Annotated in this window: 16 protein-coding genes; all 16 read right to left on the bottom strand. The window is 32.1% G+C overall.

The genetic code is table 11. The annotated features are described in order from the left end of the window. Positions 1–2 precede the first annotated feature (2 nt). Positions 3–1,478 (bottom strand): flagellar hook-associated protein 2, encoded by a 1,476-nt coding sequence (locus NST63_RS06080; RefSeq protein ID WP_212944637.1) that lies wholly within the window; start codon positions 1,476–1,478, stop codon positions 3–5. 818 nt (positions 1,479–2,296) lie between these two features. Continuing rightward, complete coding sequence (locus NST63_RS06075) at positions 2,297–3,346, bottom strand: DUF1015 family protein (RefSeq protein ID WP_212944638.1); 1,050 nt, start codon at positions 3,344–3,346, stop codon at positions 2,297–2,299. A 23-nt stretch (positions 3,347–3,369) separates the two neighbouring features. Continuing rightward, entirely contained in the window at positions 3,370–4,530 is a 1,161-nt protein-coding gene (locus tag NST63_RS06070) for an NAD/NADP octopine/nopaline dehydrogenase family protein (protein WP_212944639.1), read from the bottom strand. Further along, a complete protein-coding gene (locus tag NST63_RS06065) occupies positions 4,527–6,338 on the bottom strand; it encodes an aminotransferase class I/II-fold pyridoxal phosphate-dependent enzyme (RefSeq protein ID WP_341041584.1) in 1,812 nt (603 codons plus the stop codon). Before NST63_RS06065 ends, NST63_RS06070 begins: the two co-directional genes overlap by 4 nt. A gap of 53 nt (positions 6,339–6,391) precedes the next feature. Further along, positions 6,392–7,864, bottom strand: a complete 1,473-nt coding sequence (locus NST63_RS06060; protein ID WP_212944641.1) for a hypothetical protein — start codon at positions 7,862–7,864, stop codon at positions 6,392–6,394. 351 nt (positions 7,865–8,215) lie between these two features. Further along, the gene (locus tag NST63_RS06055; RefSeq protein ID WP_251345377.1) at positions 8,216–9,280 is read right to left on the bottom strand and encodes a glycosyltransferase family 2 protein; all 1,065 of its coding nucleotides are present in this window, start codon (positions 9,278–9,280) and stop codon (positions 8,216–8,218) included. Positions 9,281–9,319: 39 nt separating this feature from the next. After that, positions 9,320–11,242, bottom strand: coding sequence for a tetratricopeptide repeat-containing glycosyltransferase family 2 protein (locus NST63_RS06050; protein ID WP_212944643.1), 1,923 nt, complete (start codon positions 11,240–11,242; stop codon positions 9,320–9,322). A gap of 99 nt (positions 11,243–11,341) precedes the next feature. Further along, positions 11,342–12,157 carry a flagellin Hag gene (gene hag, locus NST63_RS06045; protein ID WP_212944644.1) on the bottom strand — a complete coding sequence of 272 codons (816 nt, stop codon included), beginning with the start codon at positions 12,155–12,157 and terminating at the stop codon, positions 11,342–11,344. A 286-nt stretch (positions 12,158–12,443) separates the two neighbouring features. Beyond that, positions 12,444–12,674 carry a carbon storage regulator CsrA gene (gene csrA, locus NST63_RS06040; RefSeq protein WP_212944645.1) on the bottom strand — a complete coding sequence of 77 codons (231 nt, stop codon included), beginning with the start codon at positions 12,672–12,674 and terminating at the stop codon, positions 12,444–12,446. A gap of 4 nt (positions 12,675–12,678) precedes the next feature. After that, the gene (gene fliW / locus NST63_RS06035) at positions 12,679–13,116 is read right to left on the bottom strand and encodes a flagellar assembly protein FliW (protein ID WP_242598220.1); all 438 of its coding nucleotides are present in this window, start codon (positions 13,114–13,116) and stop codon (positions 12,679–12,681) included. Positions 13,117–13,127: 11 nt separating this feature from the next. Next, positions 13,128–13,721, bottom strand: coding sequence for a DUF6470 family protein (locus NST63_RS06030; RefSeq protein WP_212944647.1), 594 nt, complete (start codon positions 13,719–13,721; stop codon positions 13,128–13,130). A gap of 56 nt (positions 13,722–13,777) precedes the next feature. Further along, a complete protein-coding gene (gene flgL, locus NST63_RS06025) occupies positions 13,778–14,656 on the bottom strand; it encodes a flagellar hook-associated protein FlgL (protein ID WP_212944648.1) in 879 nt (292 codons plus the stop codon). A gap of 15 nt (positions 14,657–14,671) precedes the next feature. Continuing rightward, complete coding sequence (gene flgK / locus NST63_RS06020) at positions 14,672–16,309, bottom strand: flagellar hook-associated protein FlgK (RefSeq protein ID WP_212944649.1); 1,638 nt, start codon at positions 16,307–16,309, stop codon at positions 14,672–14,674. Between the two features lie 30 nt (positions 16,310–16,339). Next, complete coding sequence (locus NST63_RS06015) at positions 16,340–16,831, bottom strand: flagellar protein FlgN (RefSeq protein ID WP_341041576.1); 492 nt, start codon at positions 16,829–16,831, stop codon at positions 16,340–16,342. 15 nt (positions 16,832–16,846) lie between these two features. Then, on the bottom strand, positions 16,847–17,107 hold the full coding sequence (gene flgM / locus NST63_RS06010; RefSeq protein WP_058002968.1) for a flagellar biosynthesis anti-sigma factor FlgM: 261 nt from the start codon (positions 17,105–17,107) through the stop codon (positions 16,847–16,849). Positions 17,108–17,451: 344 nt separating this feature from the next. Beyond that, a complete protein-coding gene (locus NST63_RS06005) occupies positions 17,452–17,850 on the bottom strand; it encodes a TIGR03826 family flagellar region protein (protein WP_071977784.1) in 399 nt (132 codons plus the stop codon). Positions 17,851–17,897: the final 47 nt, after the last annotated feature.

Raw genomic sequence — 17,897 nt, 5'->3', positions numbered from 1 at the left:
CCTCAACTAAAAAATTGCATTAAATATGCTGATTGGGAATTGGCTTTTTGTATTGCCTGTTCCATCGCTGTAAATTGTCGATAATAGCGACTTTCAATATCTACTAATTTACTTTTTAAGGAATCCATTTGATCATTTACATTATTCAATAATCTTCCAATGGAAAAAGTATTATTTACACTAGAATCTTTCCCCGCTTTTTTTTCAATGCTTTCCATTGTTGACTTTAATGAATCACGTAATCTTTGACCAAGACCTTTCTCTGCGGTTGTATCTCCTTTTTTTGCGAACAATGAATAAACTCCATTCGGATCCTTTGAAATAGCCTCTTTTAACTTATCCATATCGATTTCTAACTTACCACCATCTAAATAATTCTTAGTGGTAGATATCCCAATTTCCGCCAATTGATTGATACCTGATAGTCCAGAAACTGGAGAATACAAGTTTGTACGCATTTTTGTTAAACTAGAGGAAAGTACTGAATCACCTCTAAGAGTTCCGCTTTTAGCTTTTTCCTCCCATAGTTCTATATCTTTTTCTTCCATTGCTTTCCTTTGTTCACTAGTTAATGGCTGATAGTCTCGATATTTTTTTTCTGTCAGTTTTGTGTTTAATTTTTCTACTAATTTATTATATTCATCAACAAATTTTACAATTGTATCAGCAATAGCATCAACATCTGGTTTAGAGTTAAATGTTACTTCCTTATTTGGATCTGCTTGTTTCAATGTAATTTCAAATCCATTGATAGTAAAAGTATTCGACGTTCTTGTTGTCTCAATTCCATTGTATTCAATTAAAGCATTCGTTCCCTTGGTAGAAACAGCTTCACTTCCTGTAAGTTTTAAATTTGAAAATAAATCACCTGATACATCAGTCAATGTAATGGATTCTGCTCCAGTATTTTTAGAAGTAGCAGAAAGCTTACCAGTTTGAGAATCAAAAAACATGGACACACCCGTTTTCTGATTAACCTGACTCATGACATCATTCAATGTAGCGGTCGAAGGATCGAATTCAAGCTCCTTCTCCTCTAGCTCACCTTTTGAATTAATGGCCTGTACTTTTATTTTTTGAGTCCCTGACATACCTGGAAACAATTGATCTAATGTTTTAGATGAGTCAGTTACACCTGTAGAACCACTAACTACTCTACTAGCTGTAGCAAGGCTTTTAACCTTAATACTACCGGAAAAATCAACAGTTGAATTTTTGTTATTAATAGAAATCATATTAGGATCAGAGATATTTACTGATTTTTTAATATATGTACTTTGCTTCATTACTACATCAAATAGCATTTTATCCAAGTTAAACATCATTGTGTTAATTTCTCGAAAGTCATCCCTTTGCCATTCCATAGTTTGCTTCTTTTGCTCCAATTTATCAAGTGGAACTCTTTCAGCTTTCATTAGGTTTTCTACGATTGAATCGATATCCATTCCGCTAGCTAAACCACTGATTCTCATTACCATAGGGTTTGTCACTCCTTTTATTCTATTTAATACACCTATGAAATAATTAATTTAAAAAGCCTATTTATATATTATTTTCTATACTTTATATCGACTAACTATGAATAAAGTTTAATAAATACTTTAAACTCACAGTTAACATTAACTTTATTTCAAAATTTCAATTAGAAATCACATAAAAAAATCGTCAATTAATAGCGAAAACACCTCCTGTCCATTTTTTTCCTACGATTAACCAAAAAAATTATTCAAGTACTACTAAAAATTGAAAACATTTACTAAACCATTGGACTAAGAAAGTGAAATATGACGTTAGTTTATTTTATGGATTTTTAGGTTTAATTCTGGGGGAATAAACTGTATAAAAAAAAGGGTTTTCACTTTAGGAAACAAAAACCCCAACGTTATATACTTAGCATTCAAAAGGAAAACAATATGATGAAGTTCAAATACATTTATAACAGCTATTAATAGAGTACCTCCTAATTTGGACACAGAAATCCAATTTAGAGAGCATTTTTAAGTAAATTAGAAAAAAGTTAAGTCTATTTAAATGAAGGTAAGGAATATAGAAGTTCTTTAATATACTTTTTAGTACCTCAAGAATTCCCCAGTGGAGTGCTGCACTTTTAGTATCTTTACTCATATCCATCCCAAAAACATCATTTAGCTCATTACCTATTAAAATCTTTATCAAATTATCTGAATAAAAATTCTGTTTAATTTTATGTTTAGATAGGGGCCAACCTTCATTTTGAATGATGTATGAAACCCCAGACCAACTTGATTTAAAAAGTCAGATATTAATATGCTTTGAATTATTTATACTGTTTAAATATTAAAAACGATGGAAATTTAGGTGAAAAAAATGTTGATTTTGGTGGCATAATACAATTCTTATTTGCACACTCCACAAATTCTTCTTTTCCTATCGGAAATGTTTCAATTATTACATCCTTTTTCGAAGATATTTCTTTGTATTTAATTAATTCACCATTGGATAAATATCTAAGACTTCCTGTATCAAAAATACGAAAAGCCTGCGAAATTATTTGCGTATTTAACCTATAAATGTCATTATTCCAAAATGCATCCGAATTTAAATCAATAAGATTAACAACAAACTTCTCTTTATCATATCCTATACGGATTTTGCCTTTGGATAATGGAGTATCTCCTGACAAAACTTCAAATCTACTATAAATAAAATCCTTAGCCTTTTCAAACAACTGTGCATCAACATTTGGTATGATCCTGTGGATTGGCTGAATATCCAGATAATCCAAACTAATTAAACATGAGAAAACTGAATTCTTAAAAGTTGATAACGAAGTTGTATATAATCGGTGGTGCCCATCGGCCACATACATATGTTCTTCATCTAAAAATTCTTCTGTTATCTTAGTGGCTTCTTCCCCACAAAACACATAAATCACAAAATCCTCACTTAGACTAAATCTATCTTTGTACTGTAACCTATCAATATACGATTTATAGTCTATTTTTTTTCTATGACCAAGTAAAATGGGAGCAGCCTCACAATTATATCCATGAAGATTGCTTAGCATCCCTTGGACTGTATCTGGTAAAACTAACTCATGACACTTAATTCTGCCAGAGTCATATTCCTTAATTGATAAATCTGCAATTAGGCCGTATACATTTTTATATTTAAAAACATACACTGCATCATCGAAGCCCCTAATCGACTGTGCATTTAAAATTTCCTTTTCCTGTATTGTAAGAAACAAGGTCCTTTCATCTAATGAAATTTTATTATCTTTAATATTAACCAAATTAATAAATTCGGAGTCATATAATTTACCACTAATATTAATAAATGATTTTTCAATTAAATCAATTCTCATATATCCACCAACTTAAATCTATTTCACATATAATATTTAATAATGTCCTCAATTGATTTTAGGCCATAATTTTGAGGTAACGGTAAATCTACTAAATCAACTCCATTAAATTCGCCATCCCTATAATATGAAACTCCTGCAATCTTCTCATACCACCAGAGAACTTTATTAATAGCTGGTGTATCTATTCCGACAACATCACAAAAGCCTTTTATAATACAGAGACCATAAGGAAAATCCTCAAGAAAATAACGCGATTGAAAGTCAGGGATATAACCTCTTTCAGCTTTTAACATAGGGCTTTTTATTCCTTTAAAAGCAGGTATATTACTAATTTTATCAGTCAACATTTCAGGAGTCTTTGATTCATAATGTTCTTTTAACGATTTAACACCTGTCAAATCAAGCCCCTTCAGCTTGCTACACAATTTCTGTAGCTCCTCATCACATGCAATTAGCATTCGAGAAGATTCATTCGTCCATTCTTCATAAAAATCAATTATCCTATCCCAATACAAATCCCCATGGTAATCATGAAACAAAGAATAAAGTCTAGTTGTATGAAGGATAGGATTAGACGGGGTGAGGGTAATATTTAAATAGTTAGGAAGAGGATTGCATGCTAAATCAAGCAACCCTTCCATTACTGAACATACTTCTGTTGTTCTCTCAGAAGGAATTGCAGCAATATGTACCTCTCTTTTTTTTCCTAAATCATAAACAGATTTTCCATATTCTTTGACTCTTGAGATACCATGTACTCTTTGAAAACCAAAAAGTGTACATCCAGTTTCTGCAATTTCCTTTGCATAAAATTCAATACCACCATTTCCTGGCATTACACCAACCCATGTCTTTGGCTTTATAAATGGTTTTATTTTTAAAAAAATACTTAGGAAAATATTTGAGGGAACTGTAAAAAGAATAATGTCTGCGTCTCCAATAACCTCTTGGGGCTTATTCGAAATTAAATCAATTTTTCCAGAGTATTTGACACTATTGTCAATAGAACAAACATCTATAACATCGTTCCATTTTTCAGGACTGGAAGTAAATAGTCTAACTGACACATTACTTTTTGATCCAATATCCCCCAGTAAAAGAGAACCGATATTTCCACCACCAACAATACATACGTTGAGTTGTTTAGATTTACTAAATTGATTTTGTTTTTCGTTTATCACTCTAACACCGTCTTTAAAGCATTAATCAGTTGCTCATTTTCCTCAGGACGTTTCACAGCTATTCGAATATATTCACCATTAAACCCATTTTTTGAAGATAAGTCTTTAATTAATAAATTATACTGATCTAGCAGCTTCCCTGTCAGTTCTATTGCTGAATAACCTCCAAGTACTTCACACATCACATAATTGGCCTGTGATGGAATAACCCGTAAATGACAAATAGCTGAGAGTTTTTCTATATACTCTCTTCTTACTTCTTTGAACTGTCTCATAGCATCTTCATAATCACTCTTATACTTCTCAAAAATTTGCATATAGAATTCTCCAAAGGAATTAATATTCCAAATAGCAACATCACTTTTTATAAAATTAATTATTTCTCGATTAGAAGAAGCAAGAACCCCTAAACGTAAACCCGGTACTCCATAGGATTTTGAAATACTCTTAATAACTATTAGATTTGGATAGGCAATTAATATTTCTTCATTTAAAAGAGTAGCATTCTCCTCTTCTGAGAAATCAACAAAAGATTCATCCACAATAAAAGTAATCTCTCTATTTTTTGCCCATGCTGCAATTTTTAAGATATCTTCTTTTTTGATGTAGTTACCAGACGGATTATCTGGATTGATTAATAACAAAACGGAAATGCCCTTATCTATATAAAAATCCATCAAATTTTCAGCTGTATAAGAATAATTGCAGTTTTCAGGATAGTATGGAATGATATTTTCAGGTCGTTTTCTATTTGGATATTCCTCAAATGTTGGAAAAGGTATTCCAATTTTCCCAGGTAATCTTTCCATTAATGACTTAATAAGTTCAGTTGCTCCATTTCCAATAACCACATGATCTTTTTTTATTCCAAAATACTTAGCAGCTAAAAGGCTATTAACCTCCATTCCTGATGGATAATCGCAAATTAAACGTTCAAAATTAGCTTTTATTTCGTCTAGTAATTTTGGTGTGGGATAAAATGGGTTAACAAGATAGCAAAAATCAATTAGGTCCGGATATCTCCAATACCCTCCATATCTTCTTTGTATTCTTTTTAATTTATCCTCAGTAGATGTTGTAAATATGGATTCTGCTATATCAAGATCCTGTACATCATCTATTTCATACCAAGATTCATCACTAAGAATAGTTGCTTTTATCTCTGGCTTGTCCAACAGTGTTATTACTTTTAATACTTGTTCATAATATTCATTATCCCCAAGTGCTTTACTGTATGCCTCTAAAAAAGGTACATAATGAGTTGTGGAAAACTCTTTACTAAACTTATATATATTTACAGTTTTATAGTAACTTTGAATTTCTTCAAATTTAAAATGATCTTTATCCAAAAAACTTAATATGTTATTTTCTTTATCTAAAGTTACTACAGTACCATCCATCCAACTTTCATATTTGTCAACTAAAGCTAAACTTGGATATGGATTATCTACTATTTTGTATAATACTGAGTCATCAAAAATAAGGTCTGACTCTAATAAGAGAGTAGCCTCCTCTAATAAATACTTTCTTGCCAAATATAGAGAATAAATATTATTCGTCTGACTGTAGTTTTCATTGTTTACATAAATAATAGGAGTACTGACATTTAATGACGAAATGTATTCAATCAATTCTTCACTTTTATAACCAACAACAACTATTATTCTAGAAAGACCATGTGAATCTAATTGTCGAAGCATCCTTTCAATAAGGGTTACGCCATTTACTTTCACCATACATTTTGTATTATTATACGTTAATTCTTTTAAACGTTTTCCCATACCTGCAGCTAAAATGATAGCTTGCACTTTTCTCATCCTTTCTTACTAGCTTATTCATAGAATCCTCTGCCAAAATAATATTAATTTGAAATTTTTAATACCTCATTTTTGATCGCTAAGTATATTTTCTTTCCAGATGTTCCATCGGGATTAATATAGAGCTTTTTCGCAATTCCTTTACGATTTTTAGCTAAAGGATCATACCCTTTTGAAAACTTTTTAACTAATTCGAACCAAGGTTCAGAACGATCCATGACATAATAAAAGACATTAGGAGGGAGTAATGAATTTTCAGGCATATTTTCTCCCCAATATAAAACTTTCTTTTCAGTCAATAAATATGCATTAAGAAGAGATCCCTCTTTAGAAATTATAACGTCAGCAGCTACTAATGCCGGGAAGTAGCTATCTGTTTCATCAAAAATAATATCTTTATACAACGGATCTTCTTTAATAGACGTTCTAGTCAGGTTCTGATAGTATTCAAAAAAGAAAGGGACATATTTTAAAATGGAAGTTTTAGTAAGCGGATGTGGTCGCCAAATAATAATAGAATTTTCAATAAATCTTGGTATATTAAAAATATCTATTAAGTGTTCTAAAGCTTTAAATGGCTGGTTAGCAAAATAAAGACACCCGGTATCCACTAGATAAACTGTTTTCCCATTAATTTTTTCCTTCCATTCTATAGGATAATCAATTTCCTTGCTTAATGCATTTATCATAGCGTCAAGTTTAGGAGAACCTGCAACAAGAATTTTATCTATTGAAATTCCTTCTCTAATTGCTTTTTCCTTTTCAACATCATTTATCAAAATAATTTTATCTATATTTTTTATTGATGGATTACTATATGGATAGAAGCCTTCACCTTTCTTGTGAGAAATAAAAGAGGAAATATAGTATGGGACATAAACAAGCATATCCGTATACTTCTTCAAATTAAAAGTGAAATATTCTTTGTATACACGAGTAAGAGTATTATATTGATCATAAATATTATGGATAAAAATAATATCCGGCTGCTCTTCCTCTAAAATATATTCACTATAATGTGTTATAGGAATATCAGCTGGAAAATGCTCTCCCTCATAAGTAGGTATCGCCCCATTCTTAGAGAGTTGATAGTAAGGAATGGGAACAACACGTGCCTCACAATTTTCATCCTCTACAGCGGACTCATACACAGATGCAAGACTATCCCACATCGATGCTTTATAGGGAAAAAAGACAACTTTTAACTTCGTTTTAACCTCTTCATTAAATAATACTTTTAGTGAAAAAACCTGATTAATTAAATCTGTAATAAAATTTTCATTAAAAAGAGTATCATTACTTAACAAATTTTCAAAAGATTTTTCGATAATTTGCAGCTGTTCAACAGTCTTTTTTGGCTTAATTTCTTCACGATCCAATTGTATAGAAATTGCCTCCAAAGCAGCCAAACAATCATAAATAGCATTTTCAGGATTCTGTAAGTTATTAAGTACACCAAGCATTTCAGATACTGTTTCAAGTAACTCAGAAATCTTCTTTTTTCTTCTTAAAAACATTAAAGTTAGCCTCTTTTCTCTGTTTAACTTCAACTTATAATAAGTTTATCGAATTTACTCGTTATATGTATAAGGTAGGTCAATTGGGCGTTCAACTAAACTACCATTTTGATAATCTGTTCAATATTATTTAGTGAATTTTCAACTGACGCTTCATAATTCATCCTTATTATAAATAAGTTGGATGTCATATCCGGGTTTATTGCACATTATCTATGTATGTCCACTCATACTACCCTGAAAAAGTGTGGAAGACACGCCTTGCATTTTTCATTCTATATTTAGGCATCAACCATAATAAGAAGATTTCTAAAAATGATAGTTTAAAACTATTAATAACTCGAATAAAAACTACGCTAAATTCAACATTTCTAAACGTTTAGTGGCCTGTTGATAACCTTGATCATGAGACATAATATAATATTCTTTTGCTTTAGTTATATTCCCCGTCACTTCATAGAAAACCCCTAAATTATATGGTGCTAAACAACTACTGGTTCCAATAACATACTCTGAATGAAGATTATCTTTTAGGTCTATACACGTTAAAAAGCTACTCTCTATATTGTTTAGATATTGATCCGCAATAGAGGGGTTTTTTAAGCAATACTCTAAATAGAATAGCCCTTTCGCAAAATGGAAATCGGAAACATTTTTTAATGTTTCTTCATTTTGTTTTATTATTTGTAATACTTCTTTTTTGTTACATTCTTTTCCGCAGTTAATTAACTCAACTATCAATTCATTATAAAAAGATACATTTTTGGAAGTTAAATGATAGGCCTGAAGTAGGAAATAAAACGATTTCTCATAACGTTTATTGATTCTAAGTTCTTTTCCCAGTTGAAACATGTAGTATGTATCGTTTGGATTTTTTTGTATTTCCTTTAATAAAAGAGGGATATTTCTTTCACTTTTATTTGTTTCATAATAGCCACTATGCCCCACTATAAAATCCATGTCCATTCTAGGTAATTGGGTTTCAAGTTGTTCATGAATGGCACCGTTATACCTCACATTACAAGGAAAAAATCTGGAAACATATGCTTTTGATATGTATTCCAAATTATCCTTTTTATAGTTGCTATTAATTTGCAGACGTCCTATTTTATTTTTAGATATTACTCTTTTTAATTCGTCTCTTGATCCATCTATTACATATTCATCCGCATCCAAAACTAATATATACTCTCCAGATGCATTATCGATAGAATAATTGCGAGCGAGAGAAAAATCGTTACACCAATCAAAATGAAATAATTTTACATTAGGCAACTTTTTAATAATGTTCAACGTATCATCAGTTGAACCCGTATCGACAATCACAATTTCATCCACTAGCTCTTTTACACTATCTATACATCTTTTGATATTTCTTTCTTCGTTTTTCACAATCATTGCCAATGATATTTTCAAATGACCACTACCTTCTTACTCCCAATAATACTTAAGAGGTTATAACATCAGTTCCATTAAATAACAACTTCCCTTAAACACTTCACTAGCCTTTTTATAAATTGATTCAACTAGGATCGAATCCTTAGAATGCTCCAAAATATAAGTGTAAAATCTAAAATCAGTTTCGTAGGTCATTATTGCGTAATTTGCTATTTGCACAGCACTATCAATATTTCCAGTCTCTAATAGACTATCAATAATATTTATAAAATCTTGTTCATTGAAATAATTCCAATCGCCTTTATCATATAATTGTAACGCTTCTACTTTGAAGCTATTTGAATACAATATGGCAGCAATCTTTGATAGTAGTTTCCCTTTTAAATGCTCTATATTTTTCAACATTACTGAACAAACATCGAATTTTTTATATAATATTAAATTTTTCAATAGAAATAGTATTAAACTCTCATCAATGTTTTCATCCCAGCTTTGACCATTTATAAGTTTAAGCAGTGCTTTATATTCATTATTTTCTTCATAAGGTTTTAATGCTATAGATAGTTTTTCACTCTCATTTTTAAAATTATTTAATATTAATAAATCAACAATATTGATCCAATTAGAATTTATTAGACTTTGGAATAAATCTAACTCAAATAACTCACTCAAATTATTTATATTACCCTCATTATTTATTACAAAATTCTTTAATAAAGACAATTTTTCCAAAAGTTTATGGTCTTCATGATTCCGATCTATCAATCTGATTGCTAAAGTAGGATTTCCAGCATCAAAACATGCTCTCACATAATCTTTAATATTATGAGGATTTATCAAATTATTTGAATACAGAAATTCGACAATCTCATCTACTAAATGAAATTTATTCAAAATAAAGATGACCTTTGCAATACTCTCTTTATGATTATTATTTATATTTAATACACTAGTATAGTGAAAAATGGCACTATTATAATCCTGCTGAAGAAGAAAGATCTCTCCTAGACGAAGATGCGGCCTTTGTTCTTTTAAATCTGGTCTAAAGATAATCTGATTATATTTTTCACTGTTATTTGTTATTTCCAGAAATACTGTTTTGGCGTCCTCTAATTGTCCTCTAAGGAAAAAAATCTCACCCTTTAAGTAAGGGAATTCTGGGGAATTTTCATAGATATTTTCTGCATCCTCTATCACATTTAGTGCATCATTGTATCTTTTTAGATTAACCAAACAAATTATTATTTGAACTAATGTTGCCGATACCCATGATAAACGAAAATCCTTTTTTTGCTTATATGCCTCTAAATAAGCATCTAGTGCCTTAGAGTATTCACCAAGTGAGCAATATTCATTTCCATAATTAAAATAATCAAATGCATTGGTAATACCTTTTCCTATTTCCTGATCAAGCAATTCCTTATTACGGACGCTCTTATCCTTTTCACTTACTGTATGATTCAAATAACCGGAATGAAATATTACTAATTTTGAGTGTTTATTTTTAATTGATTCATTTTTATTACTTTTAAATTGTTCATGTATTTTGCGATAATAACTAATTTCACCATTATTCTTATAAATTCTATCATGAAAATTTTGCACCAAGTTTTCACCAAAATTCCCAGTAAAATTTATTATTTTCGCATAATAAGTATCAAATTTTCCATTATCATCTTTTAATTGTTGAACGAAGTCTTTAAAGTTTTCTTCATCTACATACTCATCAGCATCTAAAACTAGTATCCATTCTCCCGATGCCTTTGAAGCAGCAAAATTTCTAGCTGCAGAAAAGTCATTTATCCATTCAAAATTATATATATTAGATGTATACATAGAAGCAATTTCTTTCGTTCGGTCAGTTGACCCTGTATCTACGATTATTATTTCATCAACTAAGTTCACTACAGATGATAAACAGCGTTCTATAACTTTTTCTTCATTTTTAACGATCATACAAAGAGAGATATTAGGGTTCATTACACATTGTTCCTCCTAAAATTAATGAATCTAATAAAAACATCGTGCTTAAAAGTAATAAGCACGATATTTCGATAGAATCATTAATTAAATTATTAATTAACGAAGTAATTGTAGTACACCTTGTGGTTGTTGGTTTGCTTGTGCAAGCATTGCTTGAGCAGCTTGAGAAAGAATTGAGTTCTTAGTTTGAGCCATCATTTCTTTCGCCATATCTACGTCACGAACACGAGATTCAGCAGCTGTTAAGTTTTCACTTGAAGTACTTAGATTATTGATAGTGTGCTCTAATCGGTTTTGATAAGCACCTAATTTTGAACGCTGAGTAGAAACTGCTGCGATAGCACTATCTAAAGCTGAAATTGCTAGACTTGCAGCACCATTAGTTGAAACTGCAATATTACCAGTGCTAATTCCTAAACCTGTAGTATTCATAGCAGAAATACCAATGTTGATAATTTGACCATCATTTGCACCAATTTGAAGAGTTCCTGAGAAACTTCCACCTAATAGGTTTTGAGTATTGAATTCTGTAGTATCAGCAATACGATCAATCTCAGACATTAATTGGTTTAATTCGTCTTGAATTGCTTCACGGTCAGCAGTTACGTTAGTATCGTTACCACCTTGTACTGCTAATTCACGCATACGTTGAAGGATTGCATGTGTTTCGTTTAATGCACCTTCAGCTGTTTGGATTAAAGAGATACCATCTTGAGAGTTTTTCGCAGCCATGTCTAATCCGCGAATTTGTCCACGCATTTTTTCAGAGATTGCTAGACCTGCTGCATCATCTCCTGCACGGTTGATACGAAGACCTGAAGATAGTTTCTCCATAGATTTTGATTGTGCATCATTTGCTGCACCAAGTTGACGATATGTGTTTAACGCAGCGATATTGTGGTTAATTCTCATTTTAATTTTCCTCCTTGAATTTGAAGTTCACTTCCTTGTGAACGATAAAATGTATTTTTCGAGAAAAGAGAAGCGGCCGTCTTTTCTTTTTCTCCCTTACATTAATAATATCGACAAAATTCGTGGAGGTTTTATAGTTTTAAATAAAATTTTTTATTATATTTTTAACGCCAATTTTTCCCTAGATATAAGACGCATATATGACTTTACTTTTCATTAATATTTGAAATAAAAAAATGGAAGATAACTTTTTTGTTATACTTCCACTTAATTATTTTATTCAACTTTAATTTTCTTTCATCTTTTTATTAAACGCTATTAGTATGTCGGATGATACTAAAGCTGCCTTTTGATTTTCTTCTAATATATTTTCATATACTTCTTTACGATAAACATCTATATTTTTTGGTGCCTTGATTCCTATTTTTACTTGTTCTCCCTGGATCGCAGAGATTGTTATTTCTATATCATCACCGATTTGTATCGTTTCACCTTTCTTACGTGTCAGGATTAGCATTGTATCACTCCTTTATCTTCTTCGCAAAGAGCGGATGTCGAATGTCATATGATGTGTCATTTAAAATAATTTGTTTTGCTTCATTATTTTTCAAATTGATAATAATCGGCGCTTGAAAATTAGCAGTCGTTTCTTGAAGAGGCTCTTTAACTGTTACGATTGAAAATATGCTCACATCTTCGTCTTTTTCAATTGATAACTGTTCAAGCGTGACTTCATCTAAGATAATTTCGTAATTTTCGATATAGCTAAATGGATTGGTAAGAACAAAAGCCAGCTCAGGAGTTTTAACAGATTGCATAATCGTGAATAAATCCTGCTCAGGTAGAGCCATTAAAATAAATTCATTTTCATCAGGAAAGGCTGGAATTCCTTTAGAAAAATGTAGAATATTCTTTTTATCTATTTCAGTCTCCCCATGATACCTTGTTAATATTTTCATCAAAATCTCCCCTAAATTTCCAATTCATAATTTATTCCCACATATTTTAGATTATCAAAATCAATTTTTAAATCCTGGTATTGCTTCATTCGTATGTCTACTGTACCTGGTTGATAATCAATAATCGGTTTTCTTGCTATAGTATTGTTAACAGGCTTATGTAACTCCCATTGTATATCAAGCTTAGTTGGAACATATTCCAGTTTAACGCTTCCTGCTTTAGGGACATATCCAATATTAAAGTCAAAAGTATGAAATAATTTCCCATTTTGTTTAGCGATATTAGCAATAGCATTTCCACCATTTTCTATTCTCATAAGTTCGTTGCCTTCTTGTGATCTTCTTGCAATTCCATTTAACCATTCTTGATATCCATTTTGTGCAAATTCTTCTACTCTTCTTCTAATTGATTTTAAATCTATATCTGCTCTTGCTTCTGTTTGATCAATATATAACATAGATGGGGTTCGAGTGATATGGAGCTCAGCAGGTGGTTGCTGTAAATCTAAATCAGGTCCAGGCTGTTCGATCGATTGGATTGCTGGATTAGTAGTCATTTCAATTTTTGCCATTTGTGACTGCATTCGTATTTGTGGTAATTCCATAATTCTCACCTCTAGTAAAAAAGGATCTAACCTTGAGGGGTCAGACCCTGATTATTTTATCGCAAAAAGTCTAGTAATGTTGGCTGAATGATTCGAGCACCCATACCTAAAGATGCACGTTGAACAGATTCTTGGGTAATTAATTCAGTGATGACTTTTTCCATATCTACATCTTCATTATCAGACATCATTTTTGAAGCACTTACTTCCTGCTGATCAATTCTATCTTCCATTAATTCAATACGATTATCACGTGCCCCTATAGTTGCACGTTCATTAAGTATTGTATTAATGCTATTGTCTAAGTTTACTAGATCATCTTTTAAATCAACTGTAGTGTTATTGGGATCTAATTTATTTATTAACGTATTAAGGTTAGTAAATAATTCTTCTGAAAATACTTTTGTCCCATCTGTATTTACTTGAATATATACACCTTTTGCTAATTCTAATTTTACTGGTTTATTATTATCAGATACTTTTGGTGGATCCACATCAATAACCAAAGGGGTAAGCGTATCTGTACCGTTAAACAAATATTTATCACCAACTTTTGTATTAGCCACTTCTTTTAACTGATCACGTAATTGCTCAATTTCTTTAGCAATCGCGTTTCTCTGGTCACCTTCTAGTGTTCCATTATTTGCTTTAACAGTTAGTTCTCTAATACGTTGTAATGCTTGTGTCGCTTGATCTAGAGCAGCATCCGAGTTGTCAATCCAGTTATGTGCTTCTGTAAAATTACGTTTAAATTGCTGCACTTCAGCTAAATTTGTTCGATAAGCTATCCCTTTCATTGCAACAACCGGGTCATCAGAAGGACGAGTAATTTTCTTCTGTGTTTGCATTTGTTCAGAAATTTTACCCATTTTTTCATAGCTATTACTGATATTTTTTAAAAAGTTATTAGAAAGCATTGATTGTGTAACACGCATCTTCTATCAATCTCCTTATCTACCACCAAGGCCCATACCATTGATGATTTTATCTAGCATTTCATCGACAATGGTGATATTTCTAGCCGAAGCATTGTAGGCTTGTTGGTATTTAATCATATTAATAAATTCTTCATCAATAGAAACAGCACTTACTGATTGACGTCTTTCGTCAACGGATTGAAGGAGGTTTCCACTGTTCGTTGTAAGACGATTTGCTTGTTGGGCATCTACTCCTAAAGTACCAATAATAGATTGATAGTTTGTTCCTATTGTTCCAGATTCAAAATAATTATCTTTATTAAAACCTGTAATTGCACCTATATTTAGTACTATTCCACCCTCTAATGTAATATCTTTTCCCGCTAATAAATCGTTTAGATTAACATTTTGAACATTCCCTAGATTTAATGCATTCAATCCATTCCCCGCTTCACCATTAGGTCCTGAAGCCGCAATATCTTTATTCTTCAAACTGTCTGGGACATTTATATTACTAGCAGCTCCTTTGTAATCTGTGCCAAGTCCGCTAAAAAACTCGCCTCCAATATCATATGTACCATCTGCTTGTTGATTTAGTGTATAGCCTTGTTTATGTACAGCATTAAATAATGTTCCAAAAGTAAATGCCAATTTATCCAAATCATCCAGCATTTTAGGATAAGTACCTTTTAATTCTCCCGTACTATCTTCATAACCATAGCCCTCAATAAGCCCACGAATTTTCCCTTGTGAGAAATCTTCAATGTTTATTTTTTGTCCATTAACTTCCAATGTTTTGAGTGAATCGTTGGAAGGAACCTTATCTAAAATTCCACTTGCAGGATCACTTGCTTCTCCACCTGTAATTTCTAAATAATGAGGGGTTGATCCATCTATTAATGAAGGACCTTCACTACCATCCTTATTAACAAGCTTAATATTATATATCCCTTCGGCAATCTTAGATGGGTGACCACCGCTTTTTTCCACATCAATTTTAATATCTACATAGGTTGATAGTTCATCAACTAAGCGATCTCGTTCATCATACAAATCATTAGGTACGTATCCATGGGGTTCAATTTCAGAAATTTGTTTATTTACATTGGCAATTTGTTGAAGAACAGAATTCATATTTTTAACAGAAACACTTATTTCATTTCCTAAGTCCTTTTGAACTCCTTTTAGTGAGTCATTTAAATAATGAAAGGTTTCTGCAACAGCTTTTCCACGTTGAATGACTACTGATCTCGCACCATCATTTTCTGGATTGGCACTTAAGTCCTGCAATGCCTGCCAGAATTGCCCCATGGCTGCTGACAGTCCTGAATCACTCGGTTCATTCATTATGTCTTCCAGTTTCGCAAGTGACTCTGCTTTCGTACTCCAATAGCCGAACTTATTATTTTCACCACGATATTGCTGGTCAATGAAGGATTCACGTACACGCTGTATCGATCCTGCCTGTACCCCTGTCCCCATTTGTCCAGGTATTTGCGGACGATTCATTGCTGCTGCTGGGTAAGCTGGTGTAGCTTCAAAATTGACCCGTTGTCTTGTATATCCTAAAGTATTTGCATTTGAAATGTTTTGTCCTGTTACATATAGTGCGGATTGTTGCGTATTCATCCCACGTTTGGCTGTTTCTAATCCATGAAAAGTGGAAACCATTTTGTTACCTCCGTTTGATTAGCAAGCATGCTATGCTTCTGAATTGAATGTTGATATCGCTCGTTTTTCCATCTTTTTTTGATCCGGTCTGCCGTAGTTCATTGACTCAGGTCGGGGTTGGATCATATCGATTGTCATGTTGACAAATTGAAGGCTTTGATGAATCAGTAGTTGATTTAATTCATTGCGATCTTTTAATTTATTGACTACTGACAAAATCTTCTCTTTCAGTTCATTAAGTATTTCCTTGTCATTCCCTGTTACTGCTTCTATGCAGTTGGTTAGGGTGATGTCTGTTGCTTCGGATTTTCCTAATAGTTGTTTAGCGGCTTCTTGCCGTTGTTTTTCCATCGTATTAATGGCTGCCACAAAGGTTTGTTCGTCCTTAAGCATTTTTTGGAGGCCTTCCATCTCCCCTTTTTTGATGATTTCTGTTTTTGCTTCGGAGAGTTCATAAAGTTTTTCATGCAGTTGGTATAGTTTTTCTAATGCCTCGATGAGCGTTTCAGTGGAAGTGGACATGGAGAACCCTCCTTTCTATTTTCCTTGATAAAAGTTTTTGATCCCTTTGGCGATTAGCTCTGGGTTGACTTTATATTGACCATTTTGTACTTCGATTTTTAACTGTTCAACTTTTGCACGACGAGCCTGTTCAATAGTAGAAGTTTGCATATCCTTCGCCTTCGAAGATATTTCCACTTTATCTGTTTGTTTTCCGCTCTTATTCGCTTGTTCAAATTTATTCATTTGTTTTTTATATGGATTAATTCCGTGTGTACCGTAATTATTGATTTTCATAACTTTTACGCCCCTTTCGTTCGAACGTATCCCTTGTATATTTATTATATCGGATAAAATGGAAAAACTTTTATAGTAGATTTTGCCCAATAATTAGAAAAAGAATAAGTACTTATTCAATAGGGCATGTAGGATTGGAATTTGACAAGCTTGATTCTTCCTCTTAAGCTTCACGAGAGACAAACCACAGCCCAATTACTGCAGGGTTAATGCGTATCAATACGTTTTGCACTAAACAGATCAGTACCTCTTTAACTTTAAAAAGGTACTGAAATTTATATTCTCCTATAAAAAAAATCCAAACAATAGGTTTGGATCCATTGATAGGACTTTCGCTTCAACTATTAATTTTGACTATAATAGGTCCGATTTCTTAATTCCTCTTTGCGCTTTTCTTCTTTATCAAGTACTTCAAGGTCATTTTTTATTTTGCCTGCACAGCTTGAACAGAGCTTGCCAGTTCTAATTAAGGCGCCACATTTACTACATGGGTAGCCGAGGTTAGGAAATTGGGCAAGCTGTAAGCGTCCTTTTCGTACCCATTTGTAGAGTAACTCTTCCTCTACACCTGTTTCTTCAACAACTGTTTCTGTTGTAGCTGAGCGGTTTTCACGTTTTCTCAGGAATTTATAGACGATATCATAAAGTTTTTCTTCTTCTTTATAGCATGATCCACATACATCACGTATATTGTTTTTTAAATAGAGATTTCCGCATTTCGGACAGTTTTCTAGTTCAGGCATCAGGGTCATCCTCCTAATGTATACTTGTACCTCTATTATATCGGATG

Origin of the sequence: Heyndrickxia sp. FSL W8-0496, from assembly GCF_038007825.1 — a bacterium.
GTDB classification, from domain to species: Bacteria; Bacillota; Bacilli; order Bacillales; family Bacillaceae_C; genus Heyndrickxia; species Heyndrickxia oleronia.
The sequence above is the reverse complement of the archived record's forward strand: the minus strand, read 5'-3'. Positions and strand labels throughout refer to the sequence as shown.